Origin of the sequence: Actinoplanes solisilvae, from assembly GCF_003999975.1 — a bacterium.
In the GTDB taxonomy this organism is placed as follows: Bacteria; Actinomycetota; Actinomycetes; order Mycobacteriales; family Micromonosporaceae; genus Actinoplanes; species Actinoplanes solisilvae.
The window spans coordinates 24,724-46,484 of sequence record NZ_RJAC01000030.1 but is presented as its reverse complement, the minus strand read 5'-3'; the positions used below and the strand labels follow the sequence as shown (position 1 = coordinate 46,484).

The window sequence follows — 21,761 nt, the reverse complement described above, 5'->3', positions numbered from 1 at the left end:
GCTGACCCGAGTGGCCGACCCGAGTGTCCGACCTGAGCGGGCGAACGGAGTGGCTGACCCGAGTGTCCGACCTGAGCGGGCGAACGGAGTGGCTGACCCGAGTGTCCGACCTGAGCGGGCGAACGGAGTGGCTGACCCGAGTGTCCGACCCGAGTGGCCGACCTGAGCGGGCGACCTGAGCGGGCGAGCTGAGCTACCGAGCGGGGCGGCCGGGCGGGGCGAATCTATGCGTGTGGAGGTGGTCCGGTGCGTTTGCCGCGTTTTCTGGTGGCCGGTGTTTGCTGGTCGTGTCGGTCGTGTTGCTGGCCAACCTGTTCGCGCACGAGCCGCCCGGTGCCGTCGCGTTCGCGGTCTTCGCGGCTACATGGCTGCCGGTGTCGGTCATCAACGCTGGAATGGGTGTCTTCTCGGCCGGATACCGGGCGAGTGAGGAAGCGACGGTTTTCCTGCCGGTCTTCGGTGGGCCGGCCGCCGTGGCGGGGGCTGCCTGGGCCATCTGGCCCGATGGACTGTCGCTTGGCGGTCCGCGCTTCGGGTGGTTCCTCGTAGCGGGCCTCGCGCTCTGGGGCGGGATCGCTCTGCTCGCGGACCTTCTCATCCCTCGCGCTGCACGGGAGGTCGCGCTGCGCACCGCCGCGGTCGTCTTCGTGCCGCTGTGGTTTGCGCTGCTGGTGGTCAACCTGCTGATCGGAGTACTGGTCGACGACTACTCCGTCGGTGAGGAGGTGCTGGTGTTCGTTCTCAACGTCGTGGTTCCGAGCGGCGTGGCGTTGGCTGGGCTTCGCCTACGGCGGGTTCCGTCAGCGGGCTAGAAGATCGTTGGTGCGTAGCGCGATGGGGAACGGCTCGTCGGAGTGGAGGGTCTCGCCGCGCTTCGCCGCCGAGGCTTCGACGTATTCATCGCCGTCGAGCCGGAAGAGCCACAGGCTCACCCCCGCGTAGGTCGAGAGGTCGGGCTCGACGAGCAGATACCACGCGATCTTCGCGGCGGCGTAGGCGTGCCGCTTGGTGACGCGGTCCATCTTCCGGCTGCTCGGGGAGAGGATTTCGGCGATGAGGACGGTGTCGGAGGCTTCCACGTAGGCGTCGAGTTCGGTGCGCGCGTCGATCACGGTCAGGTCGGGCACGTAGATGGTGCCTGGTTCGAGCCGGACGTTGATGCCCTCGAAGGTCAGCAGCCCGGCGGCGCGGGCCGCGGGCCGGAGAGCGGCGTGTAGTTGGTAGGAGATGCCCTGATGGTGCATTCCCGGTCCCGGGCTCACCCAAAGCCCCCCGTCGACTAGCTCGATCCGATTGGTCGTCCTGTCGAGCGCGAGGAACTCCTCTTCGGTCCAGGGGCCGAAGTGTGCCAGGTCTGCCTCGGTCATAAGGCAAAGTGTCGCACGCGCTCATCTGCGAGAAATGGTCACACGACCACTAGACGTGTGTCAACTTAACAGACGTCATTGGCGCACGGCCAACGGAGACGGCGGACGGCCGTTGGCCACGTGCCAACGGCGGGAGGAGTCGTTGGCGCACGGCCAACGGCGTTGCTGCGCCCGGACGGCGACGGGTTCGCAGTGCAGTGGACCTCGTGCGGGTGGGTGGTGCGGGCTGACGAGGTGGGTGTTGGGGCGGTCGGCGCGCTGGCGCGGCGTGTCGTGGGGGTCAGCGGGCTGGGGCGGCGTGGCGTGGGGGTCAGCGGGCTGGGGCGGCGTGTCGTGGGGGTCAGCGGGCTGGGGGTGGGGTTGCGGCTCGCGCGGCGCTGGCCAGGTGGGTTGCGATCGTGTCGTGGTCCGTGGTGATCAGGCCAACCGTTACGCGCAGGTGGGCGGGGCCGGGGTTCACCAGGAAGGCGGTTCCGGCGGCGGCCGCTATGCCGTTGCTGGCCAGGGAGATCAGGGCGGCCTGCTCGTCGGCTACCGGGAGCCACAGGTTCAGGCCGTCGCCGGGTGGGAGCGGCACGTCGTGGGTGGCCAGCGCCGTCACGATTTTGTGGCGCCTGTCGGCGTATTCGGAACGGGCTCGGGCCACGGCGGCGGTCGAGGCCGGGTCGGTCAGCAGGGTCAGGAGCAGGTGCTGGAGCAGGCGGCTCGTCCAGCCCTGGCCGAGCAGGCGGCGTTCGAGGACCGGGTCCAGGACGGCGGCGGGGGCTGAGACGGCGGCCAGTCGCAGGTCGGGGCCGTGCGATTTCGAGAAGCTGTGTACGCGGAGCGTCTGGCGGGGCAGCCAGGAACCCAGCGAGAGCGGCGGCGCCGAGGACACGTCGCCGGCCGAGTCGTCCTCGACGGCGTATACCTGAGGGGTCTCGGCCAGGACGGCGGCCAGCTCGGCGGCCCGCGCCGGGGACCACGACGCGCCGGTCGGGTTGAGGGCTCGGGGCTGCAGGAACACCGCGGCGGGGCGTTGGGTGAGGGCGGCCGCCAGCGTGGAGGGCAGCATGCCGAAGGCGTCCGTGTCGGCGCCGATCACCTGCACGCCCAAGGCTTCCAGCAGGTCGAGCAGCGGCGGGAAGCACGGGTTCTCGACTACGGCCCGGTCGCCGAGGCGCAGCAGGGACGAGGCCACGTGGTCGATGGCGTCCATCGCGCCGTCGAAGATCGCCAGGCGTTCGGCGGGGTAGGGCCAGCGGTCGCGGAGCAGCGCCGCGAGGCCGGGCAGCACGGGTTCGTCGAGGTAGCTGCCCGGCCCGAGAAGACTGCCGGGCCCGAGAGCGAAAGCCGCGGAACGGCCGGACGCAGCGGAACAGCCGGGCGCAGCGGTAGGGCCGGGCGCAGCGGAACGGCCGGGCGCAGCGGGGGAGGCGGCTAGCGGGGGCAGGGCGGGCAGCAGGGCCGGATCGGGTACGCCGGTGGACAGGTCGAGCGGGAAGCCGGTGCGACCGCGCAGCGCCGCCCGGTAGCGGCCGGGCCCGTCCAGGCGGGAGACGGCGACGACCGTGCCGCGTCGTCCGGCGGTCTGGATGGTGCCGGCGCGGCGCAGGAGCTGCCAGGCCGCGTTGACTGTGGTGGGGGACATGCCGAGTTCGGCGGCCACCTGCCGTACGGGGGGAAGCTTGCTGCCCGCGGGGAGAGCGCCCTCGCCGACCGCGCGCCCGACCGCCTCGGCCAGGCCGCGCGCCGTGAGGTCGGCGAGGTGGGATCGGAGGGCGGCGAAGGCGGACACGGTTTGTGACAGTACGTTTCGTGCATTGTTCGGTCCACGGTTGGTACGTAACCTCACTCCATGATTCGTATCGCGCACTGGATCGGCGGCGCCGAGCGCGCCGGAGTCTCGGGCCGCGTCGGCCCCGTCTTCAATCCGGCCACCGGCGAGCAGACCGCCGAGGTCGATCTCGCGAGCGCCGACGAGGTCGACCAAGCCGTCCGAGGGGCCAAGGAAGCCGCGAAGGCGTGGCGGTCCGCCTCGCTGTCGCGCCGGGCCGCCGTGCTGTTCAAGTTCCGTGAGCTGCTCGCCGCGCGCTCGGGCGAACTGGCCGCGGTCATCACCAGCGAGCACGGCAAGGTGCTCTCCGACGCGGCCGGTGAGGTCGCCCGCGGCCTCGAGAACGCCGAGTTCGCCACCGGCGTGCCGCACCTGATGAAGGGCTCGTACTCGGAGCAGGCGGCCACCGGCGTCGACGTCTATTCGATCCGCCAGCCGCTCGGCGTCGTCGCGGGCATCACGCCGTTCAACTTCCCGGCCATGGTGCCGCTGTGGATGTGCACCACGGCCATCGCCGCCGGCAACGCGTTCGTGCTCAAACCGAGCGAGAAGGACCCGTCGGCCGCGCTGTTCCTGGCCCGGCTGTGGCGCGAGGCCGGCCTGCCCGAGGGCGTGTTCACGGTCGTGAACGGCGACGCCGCGACGGTCGACGCGATCCTGACCCACCCGGACATCGCCGCGGTCAGCTTCGTCGGTTCGACGCCGGTGGCCAAGCACATCTACGAGACCGGCACCGCCAACGGCAAGCGGGTGCAGGCCCTCGGCGGCGCGAAGAACCACATGGTCGTGCTGCCGGACGCCGAGCTCGACGCGGCCGCCGACGCCGCGGTGAGTGCCGCGTACGGCTCGGCCGGTGAGCGGTGCATGGCCGTGTCGGTCGTCGTGGCCGTGGGCGACGTGGCCGACCCGCTGGTCGAGGCGATCGCCGCGCGGCTGCCGAAGCTGAAGGTCGGCCCGGGCACCGATCCCGAGTCGCAGATGGGTCCGCTGATCAGTGCCCAGCACCGCGATCGCGTGGCCGGCTACATCGAGAAGACGGGGGCGACCGTGGTGGCCGACGGGCGCGAGGCCGACGTGCCCGGCGACGGCTACTTCCTCGGCGTCACGCTGCTCGACAACGTCACGCCCGAGATGGACGTCTACACCGACGAGATCTTCGGGCCCGTGCTCGGCGTCGTGCGCGTGGCCACGTACGCGGAAGCGCTTGAACTGATCAATGAGAACGAATACGGGAACGGGACCGCGATCTTCACGCGGGACGGCGGTGCGGCCCGGCGGTTCCAGTTCGACGTGAACGTGGGCATGGTGGGCGTGAACGTGCCGATTCCGGTGCCGGTCGCCTACTACTCGTTCGGCGGCTGGAAGGCCTCGCTGTTCGGCGACACCCACATGTACGGGCCGGACGGCATCCACTTCTTCACCCGCGCGAAGGTCGTCACGTCACGGTGGCCGGACCCGGGTACGTCGACCGTCGACCTCGGCTTCCCGACGACCCGATGACCTTCGGGTATTACCCGGGAGAACGCGGGATTGCGTAGTTACGGCGGTCGCTGAGCGCCGATTCCGTTTCAGCTTTGGAAAATTGTTTCGGATTCCCTTGTCTTCAGGACTTCTGATGTGTCAAGGTCTCGCCAGCTTGTTTGTGGGAGCAGTCACACCGACCAGCACGCCTTCTTCGCCCGGAGGTTCTATTTCGTGAGCGCCTCGTTGCCCGTTCTGCGCAACTTCGTCGGTGGCGAGTACACCGGCCCGGTCGACGGGGCCACCTCTCAGGTGGTCGACCCCAGCACCGGTGAGGCATACGCCCTGGCCCCGGTCTCGTCGCAGCACGACGTCGACGCGGCGATGGCCGCGGCCGGAGCGGGTTTCGAGGTCTGGCGCGACACCACTCCGGCCGAGCGGCAGCGGGCCCTGCTGAAGATCGCCGACGCGGTCGAGGCGCGGGCCGGCGAGATCATCGCGGCCGAGTGCCGCAACACGGGCAAGCCGGTCGAGGCGACCCGGGCCGAGGAGATGGGACCGCTCCTCGACGAGCTGCGCTTCTTCGCGGGCGCGGCGCGGGTCCTCGAGGGCAAGTCGGCGGGGGAGTACCTGCGCGACCACACGTCGTACGTCCGCCGGGAACCGATCGGCGTGTGCGCGCAGATCACCCCGTGGAACTACCCGATGGTCATGGCGGTGTGGAAGTTCGCGCCGGCGATCGCGGCCGGCAACGCCGTCGTCCTCAAGCCGTCCGACACCACCCCGGTGACGACCCTGCTGCTGGCCGAGATCGCCGCCGAGTTCCTGCCGCCCGGCGTGCTCAACGTCGTCTGCGGCGACCGCGACACCGGCCGGGCCGTGGTTGCCCACCCGGCGCCGCAGCTCGTCTCGATCACCGGTTCGACCCGGGCCGGCATGGAGGTGGCGGTCTCGGCGGCCGCCGACCTCAAGCGGGCCCACCTCGAGCTGGGCGGCAAGGCGCCGGTGATCGTCTTCGACGACGCCGACGTGGCCGCCACCGCCGCGGCGATCGCCGGGGCCGGCTACTTCAACGCCGGGCAGGACTGCACCGCGGCCACCCGGGTGCTCGTGCACGGGCGCGTCGCCGCCGACTTCACCGAGGCCCTCGCCGAGGCCGCCCGCGCCACCCGGGTCGGCCCGCCGTCGGACACCGAGGCCTTCTTCGGCCCGGTCAACAACGCCACCCAGCTCGCGCGGGTGCAGGGTTTCCTCGACCGGGCGCCCGGCCACGCGAGCATCGTCGCGGGCGGCAAGCGCGTCGGGGAGCGCGGCTACTTCCTCGAGCCGACGGTCGTGGCCGGGTTGCGGCAGCGTGACGAGATGGTCCAGGACGAGATCTTCGGCCCGGTCATCACCGTGCAGAGCTTCGACGATGAGGACCAGGCGGTCCGCTGGGCCAACGACGTGCGGTTCGGCCTGAGCGCGAGCGTCTGGACCCAGAACCACGGGCGCGCGATGCGCGTCTCCCGGCGGCTCGACTTCGGCGCCGTCTGGATCAACACGCACCTGCCGTTCGTCTCGGAGATGCCGCACGGCGGCTTCGGCCACTCCGGTCACGGCAAGGACCTTTCCCTGTACGGGTTCGAGGAGTACACCCGGATCAAACACGTCATGAGTTATCTGGGCTGACCCCGCCCGCCCCGCCCGCCCCACCGAAGAGGAACCCCATGACCACCCCCCAGCACAGCGTCGTACAGGCCCGGCCGGCCACGCACGCGGCCGGTGCGCCGGCCATCGAGTTCGTCGGCGTGCACAAGAACTACCTGTCGCACGGCGAGACGGTGCCCGCCGTCAAACGGACCGACCTGGCGATCGTGCAGGGGGAGTTCTTCTCGCTGCTGGGCCCGTCGGGGTGCGGCAAGACCACCACCATGCGCATGATCGCGGGCTTCGAGGAGCCGACCGCGGGTCAGATCTTCCTCGACGGCAAGGACGTCACCGGCGTCGCGGCGAACAAGCGCGACGTCAACATGGTCTTCCAGTCGTACGCTCTCTTCCCGCACCTGAACACGTACCAGAACGTCGCCTTCGGTCTTGAGCGCCGCAAGGTCGCCAAGTCCGAGATCGAGCGCCGGGTGGGCGAGATCCTCGAGATCGTCTCGCTGACCGGCATGGAGAAGCGCTCGCCCCGCGAGATGTCGGGCGGCCAGCAGCAGCGGGTCGCGCTGGCCCGGGCCCTGGTCAACCGCCCGCGGGCGCTGCTGCTCGACGAGCCGCTGGGTGCCCTCGACCTCAAGCTGCGCCAGCAGATGCAGATCGAGCTCAAGCGCATCCAGCGCGAGGTCGGCATCACCTTCGTCTACGTCACCCACGACCAGGGCGAGGCGCTGACGATGTCCGACCGGATCGCGGTCATGTGCGCCGGCGTCATCGAGCAGCTCGGCTCACCGCGCGAGATCTACGAGCGGCCCGCCAGCCGCTTCGTGGCCGGCTTCATCGGCACGTCCAACATTGTGGACGGTCACGTCGAGCGCACCGAGGGCGGATTGGCGCTGCTCAGCTACACCACCCAGGACCGGGTCGTGGTGCCGGTGCCGCAGTCGGTGCGCACCGGCGACAAGCTCGAGGTGTCGATCCGTCCCGAGAAGGTCGATCTGCACCGCACCCTGCCGCCCGTGCAGGCGACCGGTGGCAGCGTGCTCTCCGGCACCGTGACCGAGGTCGTTTATCACGGAACGTCAACGAATTACACCGTAGCGACAGCGGCGGGCGCGGATTTTACGGTCTTCGATCAAAATGCCTCCAACGCCGACGATCTTGCAGGTCGCGGCGATCGGGTCTATCTGACCTGGGCCCCCCAGCATTCTTATCTGATCGGAGTCTGAAGTGGCTGCCTCCCATAACGTTGACCCCTCCCTGCTTCGCGGCCTGACCCAGCGCCGCTTCGGCCGCCGCGACGCGCTGCGGCTCTCCGGCCTGGCCGGCATGGGCGCGGCCCTGGCCGCCTGCGGCGTGCAGGGCAGAGGCACCCAGGCTCCGGCCAGCGCCGAGCCCGACGCGGTCGCCAAGTTCTGGGCCGGCAAGGCCAAGAACGGCAAGGTCGACTTCGCGAACTGGCCGCTCTACATGGACCCCAAGCGGCCCGAGCTGGCCAAGTTCACCAAAGAGACCGGCATCAAGGTCAACTACCAGGAAGTCATCCAGGAGATGGGTCCCTGGTTCGCCAAGGTGCAGCCGCAGCTCACGGCCGGCCAGTCCATCGGGTTCGACCTGATGGTCATCACCAACAGCTTCCAGTTCTCGCAGTTCCGCGACTCGGGCTTCCTGGCCCCGCTCGACCACGCGAAGCTGCCGAACTATGCCAAGAACGCCGGGGCGGCGTACAAGAAGGAAGAATTCGACCCGGGCAACGCCTACAGCATCCCGTGGGCGTCCGGCATGACCGGCATCGCCTATGACCGCAAGAAGACCGGCCGCGACATCACCTCGCTGGCCGACCTGTGGGACCCGGAGTTCAAGGGCAAGGTCGGCATGTTCTCCGACGTGCAGGAGCTCGGCAATTTCGGCCTGCTCGCTCTCGGCATCAACCCGAAGGGGTCCACCGAGGACGACTGGAAGAAAGCGGCCGACCATCTCAAGAAGCAGAAGAGCGCGGGCATCGTGCGCAACTACTACGACCAGAGCTACATCGACCGCCTCGGCAGCGGCGATGTCTGGCTGACCCAGGCCTGGTCGGGCGACGTCTTTCAGAAGAACATCTCCGACAACAAGGACTTCAAGTTCGTCATCCCCAAAGAGGGCGGCACGATCTGGACCGACAACATGACGATCCCGATCACCGCGCAGAACCCGGTCGACGCGATCACGTTGATGGACTTCTTCTACGAGGTCGGCAACGCCTCCGCCCTGGCCAACTACATCAACTACGTCTGCCCGGTGCCCGCCGCGCAGCCCCAGATGCGCACGGACGCGGGCAAGCTGACCGGCGAGGACCAGGACGCGATGCTCGCCGTGGCCAACAGCAAGCTCGTCTTCCCGACCGCGGCGGAATACAGCAAGCTGCACTACTACGTCTCGTTCGAGGCCACGTCCGAGCAGCAGAAGTTCCAGAAGACATTCGAACCTATCGTGCTGGGATGACATGAGCCGCCTCAAACGAAAGATCGCGCCCTACCTGCTCGTCCTGCCGGGCGGGCTGTGGTTGCTGATCTTCTTTGCGGTGCCGATGATCGCGATGCTGTCGCTCTCCCTCCAGGAGGGCGACATCGTCGCCGGCTACCGCTTCACCGGGCACTGGCAGAACTACACGGACTCGCTCTCCGCGTACCAGACCCAGTTGATCCGTTCGCTGATCTACGGCGCCGTCGCGACGATCCTGCTCATCGCGATCGCCTTCCCGATGGCGTACTGGATCGCCTTCTACGGCGGCCGCCGCAAGGGCACCTACCTGTTCCTGACCCTGCTGCCGTTCTTCGTCTCGTTCGTGCTGCGCACCCTGTCGTGGCAGCAGATCCTGGCCGACGAGGGGCCGGTGCTGAGCCCGATCCGCGACCTCGGGCTGGTCGGACCGGCGTTCCACATCCTGGGTACGCCGGTCGCGGTGATCGGCGGCCTGGTCTACAACTTCCTGCCGTTCATGGTGCTGCCGATCTACGTCGCCCTGGAGCGCATCGACCCGCGCGTCGTCGAGGCCGCCCGCGACCTGTACGCCAACCCGATCATCACCTTCCGCAAGGTGGTCTTCCCGCTGGCACTGCCCGGCGTGTTCGCCGGCGTGCTGATGACCTTCGTGCCGGCCAGCTCCGACTTCGTCAACTCCGAGGTGCTGGGCAGCTCCGAGACGACGATGATCGGCCAGGTCATCGCCGCGCAGTTCCTCGACAACTCCGACTATCCGACGGCCTCGGCGCTCTCGTTCGTGCTGATGGTGGTGCTGCTGATCGGCGTCTTCACGTACGCCCGCATCCTCGGCACCGAGGACGTCATGAAGGTGGCCGCGCGATGACGGCGCAGACTCTCCAGCGGCCTCCGGCGCCCGACGCCGACGCCGCCGCCCGCATCCGGCCCCGGCGACGCTTCACCGGGCGCGGCCTGCTGCACGCCTACACCTGGCTGATCATCGCCTGGCTGGCCCTGCCGATCCTGGTCATGATCGCGTTCGGGTTCAACGACACCCCGGGCCGCTACAACACGAGCTGGGTCGGCTTCACCTTCAAGTGGTACGCCCCCGACCAGCTCTTCCTCTATCCCGACCTGACCGACGCGCTCATCCTGTCGCTGGTGATCGCGATCGTGGCCAGCCTCGTGTCGGGCGCGCTCGGCACCGGCATCGGCTACGCGCTCGGCCGCTACCGCTTCCGGGGCGCCGGCTCGTTCAACCTGCTCATGTTCGCGGCGATCTCCTCACCCGAGCTGATCATGGGCGCCTCGCTGCTGAGCCTGTTCGTCTCCCTCGGCACCGGCGTGGGCCCGGTGACCATCGCGATCGCGCACATCATGTTCTCGATCTCGTTCGTCGCCGTCGTCGTGCGCTCCCGGGTGATGGTGCTCGACCGCTCGATCGAGGAGGCCGCCGCCGACCTGGGCGCGAGCCCGTGGACCACGTTCTGGAAGGTCACCTTCCCGATCATCCTGCCCGCGGTCATGTCCGGCGTGCTGCTGGCGTTCGCGTTGTCCATCGACGACTTCATCGTCACGTTCTTCACCGCCGGCACGTACGAGACGTTCCCGATCTGGATCTGGGGCGCCACCCGCGTCGGCATCCCACCGCAGGTCAACGTCATGGGCACGCTCATCTTCGCGGTCGGCGTGCTGGGCGCGATCATCGCCAACGTCCGTTCCCGCTCGGGCCAGCGGACCCGATAGCTCGTGCTCTCACTGCAAGATGCCTCTCCCGAACCCTATTGGCTGACCCAGGCGGGGGCTCCGGCTCCCGCCGACCCGCTCGACGGCGCTCTTTCCGCGGATCTGGCCGTGGTCGGCGCCGGCTTCGGCGGCCTGTGGACCGCCCTGCTGGCCAAGGAACGCGACCCCGGCCTGGACGTCGTCGTGATCGAGGCGAGCACGGCGGGCTGGGCCGCGTCCGGCCGCAACGGCGGATTCTGCGCGGCGACGCTGACCCACGGCTTCGAGAACGGCGCGAGCCGGTTCCCGCACGAGATCGAGCAACTCGAGAAGCTGGGCCGCGCGAACCTCGACGAGATCGAGGAAACCGTTTCCCGGTACGGCATCGACTGCGGCTTCTCGCGGGCGGGCGAACTGCGGGTGGCGACGGCTCCGTGGCAGTTGCGCGAACTGCAAGCGGGCGACGAGGCCGGCGTCGTTCTCCTCGACCGCGATCAGATCCGGGCCGAGGTCGACTCCCCGACGTACCTGGGCGGCCTGTGGGACCGCGACGGCTGCGCGATGGTCGACCCGGCCCGCCTGGTGTGGGGCCTTCGAGCCGCGTGTCAGACCCTGGGCGTACGTTTCCACGACCGTTCGCCGGTCACCCGGATCACCCGCGCCGGGGCCGCCCTGCGACTGCACACGGCCGGCGGCCACGTCGACGCCGCCCGGGTCGCCCTGGCCACGGGCGCGCACGGCCGCCTGCTCCGCCGCCTCGGCCACTTCGTCGTGCCGGTCTACGACTACGTGCTGATGACCGAGCCGCTGTCGGACGAGCAGCTTGCCTCGATCGGCTGGCGCAACCGGCAGGGCGTCGGCGACCTCGGCAACCAGTTCCACTACTACCGCCTGACCGCCGACAACCGCATCCTGTGGGGCGGCTACGACGCCGTCTACTACAACGGCGGCCGCATCAAGCCCTCGTACGATCAGCGTCCCGCGACGTTCGAGACGCTGGCCGCCCACTTCTTCCAGACCTTCCCCCAACTGTCCGGTCTGCGCTTCACCCACAAGTGGGGCGGCGTGATCGACACGTGCAGCCGTTTCAGCGGCTTCTTCGGCACCGCGTACGACGGCAGACTGTCGTACGCCGCCGGCTACACGGGCCTGGGCGTCGGCGCCACCCGCTTCGGCGCGAACGTCATGCTCGACCTGCTCTCCGGCGAACAAACGGAACGTACCGCCCTGAGGATGGTCCGCGCCAAGCCGACCCCGTTCCCGCCCGAGCCCCTGCGCTCCGCCGTGATCCAACTGACCCGCTGGTCGATCGCCCAGGCCGACCGCCGAGACGGCCGCCGCAACCTGTGGCTGCGTACCCTCGACGCGGCCGGTCTCGGTTTCGACTCCTGACGCCTTCTCACTTGCTGCTCTCCTTCGGGCAGACTGACCTGTTAGCTAACCGTGGGGGTGACGCAGCGTGACTGAAACTGTGCACTTCAACATGCACGAAGCAAAGACCCACCTGTCTCGGATCATCGAGCGGGTCGAGCGAGGCGAAGAAGTGGTCATCGATCGGGCGGGCGTCCCGGTGGCGCGGGTGATTCCGTTCGTCCGGCACGTCAACCGGTCAGCGATCGGATCGCTGGCCGGCCAGCTCGACCTCTCGAGCGACTGGGATTCACCCGAGACCAACGCCGAGATCGCCGCCGATTTCGGACTTCACGAATGACGCTTCTGCTCGATACTCACGTCGCCCTGTGGGCCATCGCCGGAGACCCGACGCTCGGTGAGGAGTTCCTTGACCGGCTGCGGCACGACGCCGACATCTTCCTGTCGCCGGTGACCATCTGGGAGATCACCATCAAGCAGTCCGCCGGCAACCTGGCCGGGCCTGTTGATCTGGCCGAGCGGATCCGCGACATGGGATTCAGCGAACTGCCGATCACCCATGAGCACGCGGCCGCCGCAGGTCGGCTCCCGCCTCATCACCGTGACCCTTTCGGCCGGATGCTCATCGCGCAGGCCATTGTCGAAGGCTTCACCCTGGCCTCCCGCGACGCGGCGATGAGTCTCTACGACGTGGATCTGCTCAAGATCTGAAGGCCGGCGACGTTGCGGTGGCGGGGTGGTCGTTGAGGCTTTCCGCGCGGGCCGGCGTCGTGGTGCCGCGTGGTGCCGCCCGTCGCGCTGACACCTGGTCAAGCCGGACGCGCTTCCCGGCTTCATGAGAAACGGGCCCCTCCCGTCCGTGATCAATCTGAGGTTCGGGCTTCAGGCCCCCTTGATGATGGATCCAGGCCCCTGACCGCCTGACGCAGGACTTACGCATGGTCAGTGCCTCGGTGCCGTCGGCCGGGCTCCCCGGCGGTGCGGCCGGGGGCCGCGGCCGGATGTGCGGCGCGACGTAACACGGAAATAGTTGTCGCGCCTCTTGCATGCGACGGAATCAGTGAAATGATCGGGGCCTGAAGCCCGAAGGAGTTGAAGCATGCCCTCGTCGGCCGAGTTGCACGAGCGCCGGTCCGCGGTTGTCGCCCGCGGGGTCAGCAGCATGATCCCGTCCTACGTGAGCAGCGCCTCCGGCGGCACGATGACCGATGTGGACGGACGCGAGTGGGTCGATTTCGCGGCCGGCATCGCGGTCACCAACGTCGGGAATGCCGCCCCCCGGGTGGTCGAGGCGGTGCGCGCCCAGGTCGAGCGGTTCACTCACACCTGCTTCATGATCGCCCCGTACGAGCAGTATGTCGCTGTCTGCGAGGAGCTGGCCGCCCTCACCCCCGGTGACTTCGAGAAGCGTTCGGCCCTGTTCAACTCCGGCGCCGAGGCCGTCGAGAACGCCGTCAAGATCGCTCGCCACGCCACCGGCCGTCCCGCGATCGTCGTCTTCGATCATGCCTACCACGGCCGCACCAACCTGACTTTGGCCCTCACCGCCAAGGTCATGCCCTACAAGCAGGGTTTCGGCCCGTTCGCCGGCGAGATCTACCGCGTCTCGATGTCCTATCCGCTGCGCGACGGCCGGTCCGGCCCGCAGGCGGCGGCGTACGCCATCGGTCAGATCGAGAAGATGGTCGGCGGGGCCAACGTCGCCGCCGTGCTGATCGAGCCCGTGCAGGGTGAGGGAGGTTTCGTCGTGCCGGCCGAGGGCTTCCTGCCCGCGATCGCCGCGTGGACGAAGGCGGCCGGCGCCGTGTTCATCGCCGACGAGATCCAGACCGGCTTCTGCCGTACGGGCTCCTGGTTCGCCAGTGAGCACGAGGGCCTCGAACCTGACCTGATCACCACGGCCAAAGGCATTGCCGGTGGCCTGCCTCTGGCCGCGGTCACCGGCCGCGCCGAGATCATGGACTCCGTGCACCCCGGCGGGCTCGGCGGCACGTACGGGGGCAACCCCATCGCCTGCGCCGCCGCGCTCGCCTCCATCGAGACCATGCGCGAGCTCGACCTGGCCGCCGCCGCCCGCCGCATCGAGGCCGTCGCCCGTCCTCGGCTCGAGGCGCTCGCGGCCAAGCACCCGTCGATCGCCGAGGTGCGCGGCCGGGGCGCGATGCTCGCCGTCGAGGTCGTGATACCCGGCGAGGACGATGCGGCCGGCCCGGTCCCCGACCCTGTCACGACCGCCGCCGTCGCCAAGACGGCGCACGAGCTGGGCCTGCTGCTTCTCACCTGCGGCACGTACGGGAATGTGATTCGCCTGCTGCCGCCCCTGATCATCTCGGACGAGGAGCTCGACCGCGGCCTCACGCTGCTCGAGCAGGCCTTCTCCACCACCGCTTAACTTCAGGAGCCCCCCTTTGAGTGACCTTCAGTCTCCCGACTACGAGAAACTGGCCGGCAGCGCCCGCGACCACCTCTGGATGCACTTCACGCGCCTGTCGTCGTACCAGAAGAACGACGTGCCGATGATCGTGCGCGGCGACGGCTGCTACATCTGGGACTCGACCGGTCGCCGCTACCTCGACGGCTTGTCCGCCCTGTTCGTGGTGCAGACCGGGCACGGCCGGCAGGAGCTGGCCGAGGCCGCCGCCAAGCAGGCCGGCGAGCTGGCGTACTTCCCGATCTGGTCGTACGCCCACCCGAAGGCCGTCGAGCTGGCCGAGCGTCTCGCCTCGATGACCCCCGGCGACCTGAACCGGGTGTTCTTCACCACCGGCGGTTCCGAGGCCGTCGAGTCGGCCTGGAAGCTCGCCCGGTCGTACTTCAAGCGGGTCGGCAAGCCCACCAAGACCAAGGTGCTGTCCCGCTCGATCGCCTACCACGGCACGTCGATGGGCGCCCTGTCGATCACCGGCATCCCGGCCCTCAAGCAAGACTTCGAGCCGCTGGTGCCTTCGACGTTCCGGGTGCCGAACACCAACTACTACCGCCGCCCCGACGAGAACATGTCGCCCGAGCAGTTCGGTGTGTGGGCGGCCGACCGCATCGCCGAGGCCATCGAGTTCGAGGGTCCCGACACGGTCGCCGCCGTCTTCCTCGAGCCGGTGCAGAACGCGGGCGGCTGCTTCCCGCCCCCGCCCGGCTACTTCCAGCGGGTGCGCGAGATCTGCGACCGCTACGACGTCCTCATGGTCTCCGACGACGTCATCTCCGGTTTTGGCCGGATCGGCGAATACTTCGGCGGCCACCGGTACGGCTACACGCCCGACATCATCACCGTCGCCAAGGGTTTGACCAGCGGTTACGTCCCGCTCGGCGCGATGATCGCCTCGGACCGTCTGGCCGAGCCGTTCCTGCAGGGCACCAACTGGTTCGCGCACGGCATCACGTACGGCGGTCACCCGGTCGGTTCCGCGGTGGCGCTGGCGAACCTCGACATCATGGAGCGCGAAAACCTCAACGGTCACGTGCGGGCCAACAGCGACCTGTTCCGGTCCTACCTCGACCGTCTCAGCGACCTGCCGATCGTCGGCGACGTGCGCGGCGACGGCTACTTCTTCGGCATCGAGCTGGTCAAGGACAAGGCCACCAAGGAGACGTTCAACGAGGAGGAGTCCGAGCGGCTGCTGCGCGGCTTCCTGTCGCACGCGCTGTTCGACGCGGGCCTCTACTGCCGGGCCGACGACCGTGGCGACCCGGTGATCCAGCTCGCGCCGCCGCTGATCGCGGGCGAGGAGCAGTTCGCCGAGATCGAGCAGATCCTGCGGGGCGTGCTCACCGAGGCGTCCAACCAGCTCTGACCAGTTCCGGGAACCGGGCCGGTGGCGGCAGGGGGGACCCGGCCGGCCCGGCCCGGAACGCTTCCAGGGCCAGCGCGCCGAAGCGCCGGGCGGCTTCCGCCGGCAAGCCGCGCCCGGCGCGCAGCATCAGAAGAAGATCTTCGAGTACGACGTCCTCGCGCAGCTCGCCCGCCTCTTTCGCCCGGCGGAACAGGCCGGCCAGCGACCGCAGCATGCCCGCCCGGTGGGCCGCGAAGTCGACCGCGTCCGGGTGGGCGGTGGTGAACGCGTCGACGAAGCCCTGGTTGCCCGCGTTGAGCTCGGTGACCTCGCTGACGATCGACCGCAGCCCCCGCCACGGATCGGGGTCGGCGCACCCGTCCCGCACGATCGAGCTGCACGCGCGCAGCTCGTCGGCGAACGCCTCGTCGATCAGCGCCTGCTTCGTCGGGAACCGCCGGTAGAGCGTCGCCGGCCCGACCCGCGCCCGCCGTGCGATCTCCCGCATCGGTACGCCGAGTCCCTGTTCCGAGAAGAGCGAGCGCGCCGCCTCGAGAACGCGGTCACGGTTGTCGCGGGCGTCCGAGCGCAGCTTCTGAGGCAATTCGCCGTTCATGACGTATCACTTTAGCCAAGTGGACGGGGGCGTCCGTTAACGTCGCCACCATGAAGGCAGTAGAGATCAAGAAGTACGGCGACCCGGACGGCCTGAGCGTCGTCGACCTGCCCGACGTCGCGCCGAACACGGGCCAGCTGCTCATCGCGACCGAGGCCATCGGCGTCGGCGGCGTCGACGTGGTGATCCGGCGCGGCAAGATCGGAACCTTCCCCGAGGGCCTCATCCCCGGCAGCGAGGTCGCCGGCCGGGTGATCGCCGTCGGCGACGGCGTCGACCCGTCGTGGACCGGCCGCAGGGTCTGGGCGTTCACCGGCCTCGGCGGCGCCTACGCCGAGCGCGCCGTAGCCGCCCTCGACGATGTGACCCCGCTGCCCGACGGCCTCTCCGCGGTCGACGCGGTGACGATCGGCAGCGCGGGCCCGGTCGCCCACTTCGGCCTCGCCCACGCGCGGTTCTCCAGCGGCGAATCGGTGCTGATCAGGGGCGCGGCCGGCAGCCTGGGCATCCTGGCGCTCCAGCTCGCCGCGCGGGGCGGTGCGAGCACGATCGCTGTCACGACGTCGTCGCCCCAGCGTGGCCGGCGGTTGCGCGAGCTCGGCGCCACCGAGGTCCTCGACCGGTCCGGCGCGGGGGAGGAGCGGGAGTTCGACGTCATCTACGACGTCGTCGGCGGACCCGGCCTGACGTCGTTCTTCGACCGCCTGGCCCCGAACGGGCGTCTGGTCTCGGTCGGCGCGGTCGACGGCTACCCGCCTGCCGACCTGGGCGCGGCCCTCGTGCGGTTGTTCCGGCGCTCACTGACGTACGCCACGTTCTCTCTCGACACCGTGCCGGTGCCGGAGCGTAATCGGGTCCGGGCCGGGCTTCTCGACGCTGCCGCGCGCGGAGAGCTGCGCGCGGTGGTGCACGACGTGCTGCCGCTCGACGAAGCGGCCGAAGCCCACCGCCGGATGGATTCCGGCGAGGTCTTCGGCCGCATCGTGCTGACCGTCGACGACGGCCGTGGTTAGGAGGCCAGGTTCACGAAGTTGGTCCAGCCGCCGCCGGAGGGATACGCCAGCACCGCGCCACCGACCGTGCCGTCGCCGTTGTTGCGGAACAGATTCAGGTTGCCGGCGGCGTCGATGGCGGCCAGATCGAGATGGCCGTCGTTGGTGAAGTCGCCCGCCGTCATGCGGGTGTGGTTGCCGAAGGCGCCGTTGTAGGGGTACATCGCGACGCTCGGCGTGATCAGACCCGCGCCGTTACCCCGGTAAAGGGTGAGTGAGCCCTCCCTGCCGATGGCGGCGATGTCCATCGCGCCGTCGCTGTTGAAGTCGCCGCCGATGATCCGCCGGAAGGTGTTCCAGCCGGCCGGGGACGGGTAGTACATGATGACGCCCCCGGCGACCAGGCCGTCGCCGTCACCGGCGTACAGGCGGATGTTGCCGTCCGCCCCGGTGCCGACGATGTCGTCCTTGCCGTCGCCGTTGAAATCACCGGCGGTGATCAGCGGAATCCCGGCCCAGCCGGTCGGGCCGCCCCACATCAGCTTGCCCGGGCGGACGGTTCCGTCGCCGCTGCCCTCGTACATGCGCAGCCCGCCGGCCGAGTCGATCGCCGCCACGTCGGCGAAACCGTCGCTGTCGAAGTCGCCCATCGTGAACCTGCTGATGCCGGGCCACCCGCCCTGCGCCCCGAGGTTGTTGCCCCACTGCACCTGGCCCGAGCCGTTGCCCCGGTAGTAGCTGAGGTTGTAGCTGCCACCGATGCCGAGGACGTCGGCCAGACCGTCGGTGTTCAGGTCGGTCCGCTGGCGTACGAACGGCAGGGCCTTGCCGGATCCCGGGCCGGGGAAGATGCTCGCGAACTGGCCGCCGGTCAGCACGCCCTGGAAGATCTGCAGGTCGTCGAGGCCGCCGACCCACTGGTCACGGTAGCTGCCGGCGGTCTGCTCGTCGGTGTGCCAGACACGGCCTACGGTGAGCGGCCCGTCGGCGTTCCACAGCCGGCCCGACTTGGTGGCCGCCATGCTGCCGTTGACGTAGAGGCTGAGCTGGTTGACCGCCGCGGTGTTGTAGACGAACACCAGGTGGAACCAGTCGGTGGTGTCGTCGCCGGAGAGCAGCTGCGGCGCGATCAGATGGCTGTACGACTCGCCGACCTGATTGTCGATGCTCGGCGTCATCACCTCGAACCGTGGTCCGGTGATGCCCTTGACGGTCGACTGCCGCACGCCTAGGTAGAACGACGACAGCTTGCTGCCCTGCTGCCCCAGCGCGGTCATGGTGTCGGTGAGTTCGGCGGGCTGGAGCCAGACCGAGACCGCGAAGGACTGGTCGGTGCGTAGCGCCGAGACGTTCCGCAGATCCTTGGGCGAGCCCGCGGGTGCGACGTTGGCCTGCGTCAGGCCGTACTCCTCGGTCGCCGATTCGTCGTCCATGTGCTTCTTGTCCAGCAGCAGGCCCTGGCCTTCGCCGTTGCCGGCGTCGACCTCGGTGCCGGGCGTCAGCGTGAGCTGCCGGCCGAAGCCGGAGCCGGAGTCGGGAGCGTCACACTCGTCGGAGCCGGCGACGTGGCAGCTCAATGCGGTGTCGAAGTTCCAGATGCCGACCGTAGTGGCCGCGAGGATGCCGGGCTCGTCGACGCCGCCGGAGAACTCGTCGTCGGCCGCGGTGCCGGCGAAGTCGTCCTCGACCAGTTGCCGGTCGAAGATCTGCACGTCGGCGACGCTGCCGATCAGGGCCTCGGTGAACTGTGTGCTGGTGCTCCGGCGGTTGCCGATGCGCAGCACGCCGTTGGAAGCCCAGGCCGCGGGCGGGGCGACCGACGCCTTGCGCACGCCGTCGATCCAGACGGACATGAGCTTGTCGACCGGGTTGTAGGTGCCGGCGACGTGCGTCCAGCGACCGGCCACCGCGCTGTTGGGTGCGCAGGTCTTGGCGAGGGTGCTGGCCGTCGAGTCGGCCGAGCGCAGCCCGAAGCACCAGTTCTTGTCGTTGCCGCCGTTGCCGTCGATGTCCTCGGTGCGCATCGACAGCTCGAAGTTGGCGGTGTTGGCACCGTCCTGCGAGATCACCGTCTGGACGCCGTCGACGCTGTCGAGCTTGACGAAGGCGGCGACCGAATAGGCCTTGGTGGTGTCGAGCACCTTCGGGGTGGTCAGCACGGTCGTTCCGGTGAAGTTGATGTTCTTGCCCTGGACGATGCGGCCCTTGTCGGCCCAGGCCAGGTTGGTCGGTGTCAGCACGTTGTCACCGCCGACCGCGGGCGCGTCGTCGAGCAGCGCGCCCTCCTCGTTCAGGTACGGCGGCCGGACCTCCAGGCCCCAGTGCGCCACCGCCGGAGACGGCCGCGGCACGCTGATGTCCTTCGAGCCGTAACCCTTGTTGTTGGTCGAGTCGATCGCCCGGGCGTGCAGCGTGGTCATGCCGTACTTATCGGCGACCATCGTCACGACGGCCTGCTTGCCTACCACGGCGCCGCTGCTGTTCAGGACGTTGACCGGGGTGGCCGAGTAGGCCGTCGCCTCGTTCCAGCCGTACTGGAACGACGTCACGTCGGTCGCCGTCGAGCTGATCCGGAAGGTGCCCGGCCGGCCCGGTCCGGTCGGCGGGGTCACCTCCTCGACCAGCACCGGCGGAACGGTGGTGTCGACCACGAAGTAGCAGATGGCCGACAGGGGACTGTTGATGCTGTAGGGCGCCGGGTCGGTGCTGAAGACGCGGAACGCATAGCGCGTGTTGCTCCCGAGCGCGGAGACGCGCACGCTCGTGGCGCGCGTGTTCGCCGTGGTCGACGACTTGGCCGGAGCGGTCCGGGCGCTCAGCGCGCCACCCTCGGGCGCGTTGAAGAGCTGCCAGGTCGCCGTCAGCGTCTGGGCGGTGCCGTCCGCGTCGCCGACGATCGCCGAGAAGTACGGCGTCGTGGTGCCGATGCGGATCGTACCGCCGGTGCACGCCACGCCGTTGACCTGAAGCTGGGTGGGGGTGGTGGGCTTGGCGTCGCGGTTGACGATCAGCTTGGCATCGGCCGGGAAGTACTTCTTCCAGCGCGTGCCGTTGGATTCGTCGCTGCCGTCGGCGTCGCGGGCGGTGAAGCCGAAGATGACGTTCGCGGTGCCCTTGGCGGCCAGGGTGTTGACGACCGAGATGACGGCGTTGGTGTGGAAGTTGACCGTCATGTCGGGCTGCGGGGAGTCGTCGCAACCGGTGCCCTCGTTGGCGTTGGACGACACCGTGGCGAGGTGCTTGACCAGCGAGGGGCTCCACTTCGAGCGGGGTGTCGAGATGGAGCCGGCCTGCCACATGCTGTTCGGGGTGCTGCTGCAGGAGAAGGTGTGGTCGACCTTCATCTGAACGTAGGCGTCCTCGATGTGGTGGCCCTTGAGCGCGGTGATCGGGAAGTCGAAGAACGACCGGTAGGTGCGTCCGTCGGGGTCGGCGCCGACCCGGGCCCGGGACACGTCGGTGTTGTTCGTGTTGTTGTCGGTGGAGTAGGCCCACCGGGACTTGCCGGTGCTCCAGGCCGGATCGATGAAGACCGGGAACTTCGCGCTCGCGCCGAGCAGCGCCGGGTCGGGGCGCAGGACCAGGTCGCCGCCGGTCACGTCGGCGCGGACTGCGGCGGTCCGGGCGAGGTCGCCCTGGCTCGCGGCCGAGGACTTCTCGACCGCGTTGGCGCCGGCTGTCTTCGCCCTTCCGGCCGCCGGGGTGGTGGTGGAGTCCCACATCTGCGGGGCCGGGGCGGAGGCGATCAGTTTGCCGCCGGCGAGGGCCTGCAGCGATCCGTCGGCCAGCCGCTTGGTCTTCGCGTCGCCGCCCAGGTCGAAGCGCACCTCGCGGACGGCCGGGTTGGCCGCGGCCTTGGCGTTCTTCACAACCAGCACGTGGGTGAAGCCGGTCCGGGTGGCGTGCAGCACCAGGTCGACGCCGGGCAGCACCTCGGCGTAGGTGGCGGCGTCGGACGCGACAGTCGGGGCCGGCAGCTTGCCGTGGGGCCAGGTCAGGGTCAGCTTCTTGCCGTCCTGCACCAGGGTGACGGCCGGGCCGTTGCCGCCGGGCGAGAATCGCACGTCGGCCAGGGTCGCCTTGGGCCGGATCAGCTTGTCCTTGCCCTTGGCCAGTTTCACGTCGATGTCGGCCCAGGAACCATTGCTCTTCTTGACCCGCTGCGGCACAGCGGCAGCCTCGTAGCGCAGTTTGCCGGACGGCTCGGCGAAGACCTGCACGAATTCGGTGCGCTCGGACAGGGCCTCGACCCGCTTGTTCGCCTTCTTCGCCGCCTTGGCCGCGGCGTCGATGTCCGGCGCCGTGGCCGGCGCCGGAGCGGGCGCGGCGGCTGCTGGCGCGGCGGACACCGCCACTGCCGACGTCGAGGTGGTGAGCAAGGCGGCCGACACCGCCAGCAGTCTCCTAAATGGACTATAAGACATAGACATATTTACCCCCATGATCGAAACAGTGATCGCGTGGAGGGTAGGGCGTGTTCGGGGCGGCAACAATGGGCTACAGCGGAATCGCTCTGAGCGATGCTGATCACTGTGGGAATAT

At 69.3% G+C, this 21,761-nt stretch carries 17 protein-coding genes; 13 read left to right on the top strand and 4 right to left on the bottom strand.

Annotation, left to right across the window (positions count from 1 at the left end):
- The first annotated feature begins 287 nt into the window (after positions 1–287).
- Entirely contained in the window at positions 288–812 is a 525-nt protein-coding gene (locus tag EER30_RS40900) for a hypothetical protein (RefSeq protein ID WP_127507238.1), read from the top strand.
- Here EER30_RS40900 and EER30_RS40895 read toward each other — a convergent pair.
- A complete protein-coding gene (locus tag EER30_RS40895) occupies positions 801–1,367 on the bottom strand; it encodes a Uma2 family endonuclease (protein WP_240670626.1) in 567 nt (188 codons plus the stop codon). The genes EER30_RS40900 and EER30_RS40895 overlap by 12 nt on opposite strands.
- 340 nt (positions 1,368–1,707) lie before the next feature.
- Positions 1,708–3,144, bottom strand: a complete 1,437-nt coding sequence (locus EER30_RS40890) for an aminotransferase class I/II-fold pyridoxal phosphate-dependent enzyme (RefSeq protein ID WP_127507236.1) — start codon at positions 3,142–3,144, stop codon at positions 1,708–1,710.
- A 60-nt stretch (positions 3,145–3,204) separates the two neighbouring features.
- On the opposite strand from EER30_RS40890, the gene EER30_RS40885 reads away from it, so the two are divergent.
- The 11 genes from EER30_RS40885 (at position 3,205) to EER30_RS40835 (ending at position 15,632) form a co-directional block, all read left to right on the top strand.
- Positions 3,205–4,683 (top strand): CoA-acylating methylmalonate-semialdehyde dehydrogenase, encoded by a 1,479-nt coding sequence (locus EER30_RS40885; RefSeq protein ID WP_127507234.1) that lies wholly within the window; start codon positions 3,205–3,207, stop codon positions 4,681–4,683.
- Between the two features lie 195 nt (positions 4,684–4,878).
- Positions 4,879–6,315 carry a gamma-aminobutyraldehyde dehydrogenase gene (locus EER30_RS40880; RefSeq protein WP_240670625.1) on the top strand — a complete coding sequence of 479 codons (1,437 nt, stop codon included), beginning with the start codon at positions 4,879–4,881 and terminating at the stop codon, positions 6,313–6,315.
- 38 nt (positions 6,316–6,353) lie between these two features.
- Positions 6,354–7,511 (top strand): ABC transporter ATP-binding protein, encoded by a 1,158-nt coding sequence (locus EER30_RS40875; RefSeq protein ID WP_127507232.1) that lies wholly within the window; start codon positions 6,354–6,356, stop codon positions 7,509–7,511.
- 1 nt (position 7,512) lies between these two features.
- Positions 7,513–8,766: a polyamine ABC transporter substrate-binding protein gene (locus tag EER30_RS40870; protein ID WP_349290914.1), complete on the top strand. Its 1,254-nt coding sequence runs from the start codon at positions 7,513–7,515 to the stop codon at positions 8,764–8,766.
- 1 nt (position 8,767) lies between these two features.
- Positions 8,768–9,631: an ABC transporter permease gene (locus EER30_RS40865; protein ID WP_127507230.1), complete on the top strand. Its 864-nt coding sequence runs from the start codon at positions 8,768–8,770 to the stop codon at positions 9,629–9,631.
- Entirely contained in the window at positions 9,628–10,491 is an 864-nt protein-coding gene (locus tag EER30_RS40860; protein ID WP_127507228.1) for an ABC transporter permease, read from the top strand. The genes EER30_RS40865 and EER30_RS40860 overlap by 4 nt, the downstream gene beginning before the upstream one ends.
- A 3-nt stretch (positions 10,492–10,494) precedes the next feature.
- Positions 10,495–11,862 (top strand): NAD(P)/FAD-dependent oxidoreductase, encoded by a 1,368-nt coding sequence (locus tag EER30_RS40855; RefSeq protein WP_127507226.1) that lies wholly within the window; start codon positions 10,495–10,497, stop codon positions 11,860–11,862.
- 91 nt (positions 11,863–11,953) lie between these two features.
- On the top strand, positions 11,954–12,181 hold the full coding sequence (locus EER30_RS40850; protein WP_127507308.1) for a type II toxin-antitoxin system Phd/YefM family antitoxin: 228 nt from the start codon (positions 11,954–11,956) through the stop codon (positions 12,179–12,181).
- Positions 12,178–12,552, top strand: a complete 375-nt coding sequence (locus EER30_RS40845; protein ID WP_127507225.1) for a type II toxin-antitoxin system VapC family toxin — start codon at positions 12,178–12,180, stop codon at positions 12,550–12,552. Before EER30_RS40850 ends, EER30_RS40845 begins: the two co-directional genes overlap by 4 nt.
- 388 nt (positions 12,553–12,940) lie before the next feature.
- Positions 12,941–14,233: a 4-aminobutyrate--2-oxoglutarate transaminase gene (gene gabT, locus EER30_RS40840; RefSeq protein ID WP_127507223.1), complete on the top strand. Its 1,293-nt coding sequence runs from the start codon at positions 12,941–12,943 to the stop codon at positions 14,231–14,233.
- A 79-nt stretch (positions 14,234–14,312) separates the two neighbouring features.
- Complete coding sequence (locus tag EER30_RS40835) at positions 14,313–15,632, top strand: aspartate aminotransferase family protein (protein WP_240670632.1); 1,320 nt, start codon at positions 14,313–14,315, stop codon at positions 15,630–15,632.
- On the opposite strand, the gene EER30_RS40830 is transcribed toward EER30_RS40835, so the two are convergent.
- Positions 15,607–16,227 carry a TetR/AcrR family transcriptional regulator gene (locus tag EER30_RS40830; RefSeq protein WP_127507219.1) on the bottom strand — a complete coding sequence of 207 codons (621 nt, stop codon included), beginning with the start codon at positions 16,225–16,227 and terminating at the stop codon, positions 15,607–15,609. The two genes, EER30_RS40835 and EER30_RS40830, sit on opposite strands and share 26 nt — an antisense overlap.
- A 50-nt stretch (positions 16,228–16,277) precedes the next feature.
- Between EER30_RS40830 and EER30_RS40825 the strand changes: the two genes are divergently transcribed.
- Positions 16,278–17,240 (top strand): zinc-dependent alcohol dehydrogenase family protein, encoded by a 963-nt coding sequence (locus EER30_RS40825; protein WP_127507217.1) that lies wholly within the window; start codon positions 16,278–16,280, stop codon positions 17,238–17,240.
- On the opposite strand, the gene EER30_RS40820 is transcribed toward EER30_RS40825, so the two are convergent.
- Complete coding sequence (locus EER30_RS40820; RefSeq protein WP_127507215.1) at positions 17,237–21,610, bottom strand: FG-GAP-like repeat-containing protein; 4,374 nt, start codon at positions 21,608–21,610, stop codon at positions 17,237–17,239. The genes EER30_RS40825 and EER30_RS40820 overlap by 4 nt on opposite strands.
- Positions 21,611–21,761 lie beyond the last annotated feature (151 nt).

Excerpts from the sequence above, each read along its gene's own strand:
- EER30_RS40860 (WP_127507228.1), top strand. The coding sequence starts at position 9,628 with ATGACGGCGCAGACTCTCCAGCGGCCTCCGGCGCCCGACGCCGACGCC.
- EER30_RS40850 (WP_127507308.1), top strand. The coding sequence starts at position 11,954 with ATGCACGAAGCAAAGACCCACCTGTCTCGGATCATCGAGCGGGTCGAG.
- EER30_RS40845 (WP_127507225.1), top strand. The coding sequence starts at position 12,178 with ATGACGCTTCTGCTCGATACTCACGTCGCCCTGTGGGCCATCGCCGGA.
- EER30_RS40895 (WP_240670626.1), bottom strand. The coding sequence starts at position 1,367 with ATGACCGAGGCAGACCTGGCACACTTCGGCCCCTGGACCGAAGAGGAG.
- EER30_RS40825 (WP_127507217.1), top strand. The coding sequence starts at position 16,278 with ATGAAGGCAGTAGAGATCAAGAAGTACGGCGACCCGGACGGCCTGAGC.
- gabT (WP_127507223.1), top strand. The coding sequence starts at position 12,941 with ATGCCCTCGTCGGCCGAGTTGCACGAGCGCCGGTCCGCGGTTGTCGCC.
- EER30_RS40865 (WP_127507230.1), top strand. The coding sequence starts at position 8,768 with ATGAGCCGCCTCAAACGAAAGATCGCGCCCTACCTGCTCGTCCTGCCG.
- EER30_RS40835 (WP_240670632.1), top strand. The coding sequence starts at position 14,313 with ATGCACTTCACGCGCCTGTCGTCGTACCAGAAGAACGACGTGCCGATG.
- EER30_RS40830 (WP_127507219.1), bottom strand. The coding sequence starts at position 16,227 with ATGAACGGCGAATTGCCTCAGAAGCTGCGCTCGGACGCCCGCGACAAC.
- EER30_RS40885 (WP_127507234.1), top strand. The coding sequence starts at position 3,205 with ATGATTCGTATCGCGCACTGGATCGGCGGCGCCGAGCGCGCCGGAGTC.
- EER30_RS40875 (WP_127507232.1), top strand. The coding sequence starts at position 6,354 with ATGACCACCCCCCAGCACAGCGTCGTACAGGCCCGGCCGGCCACGCAC.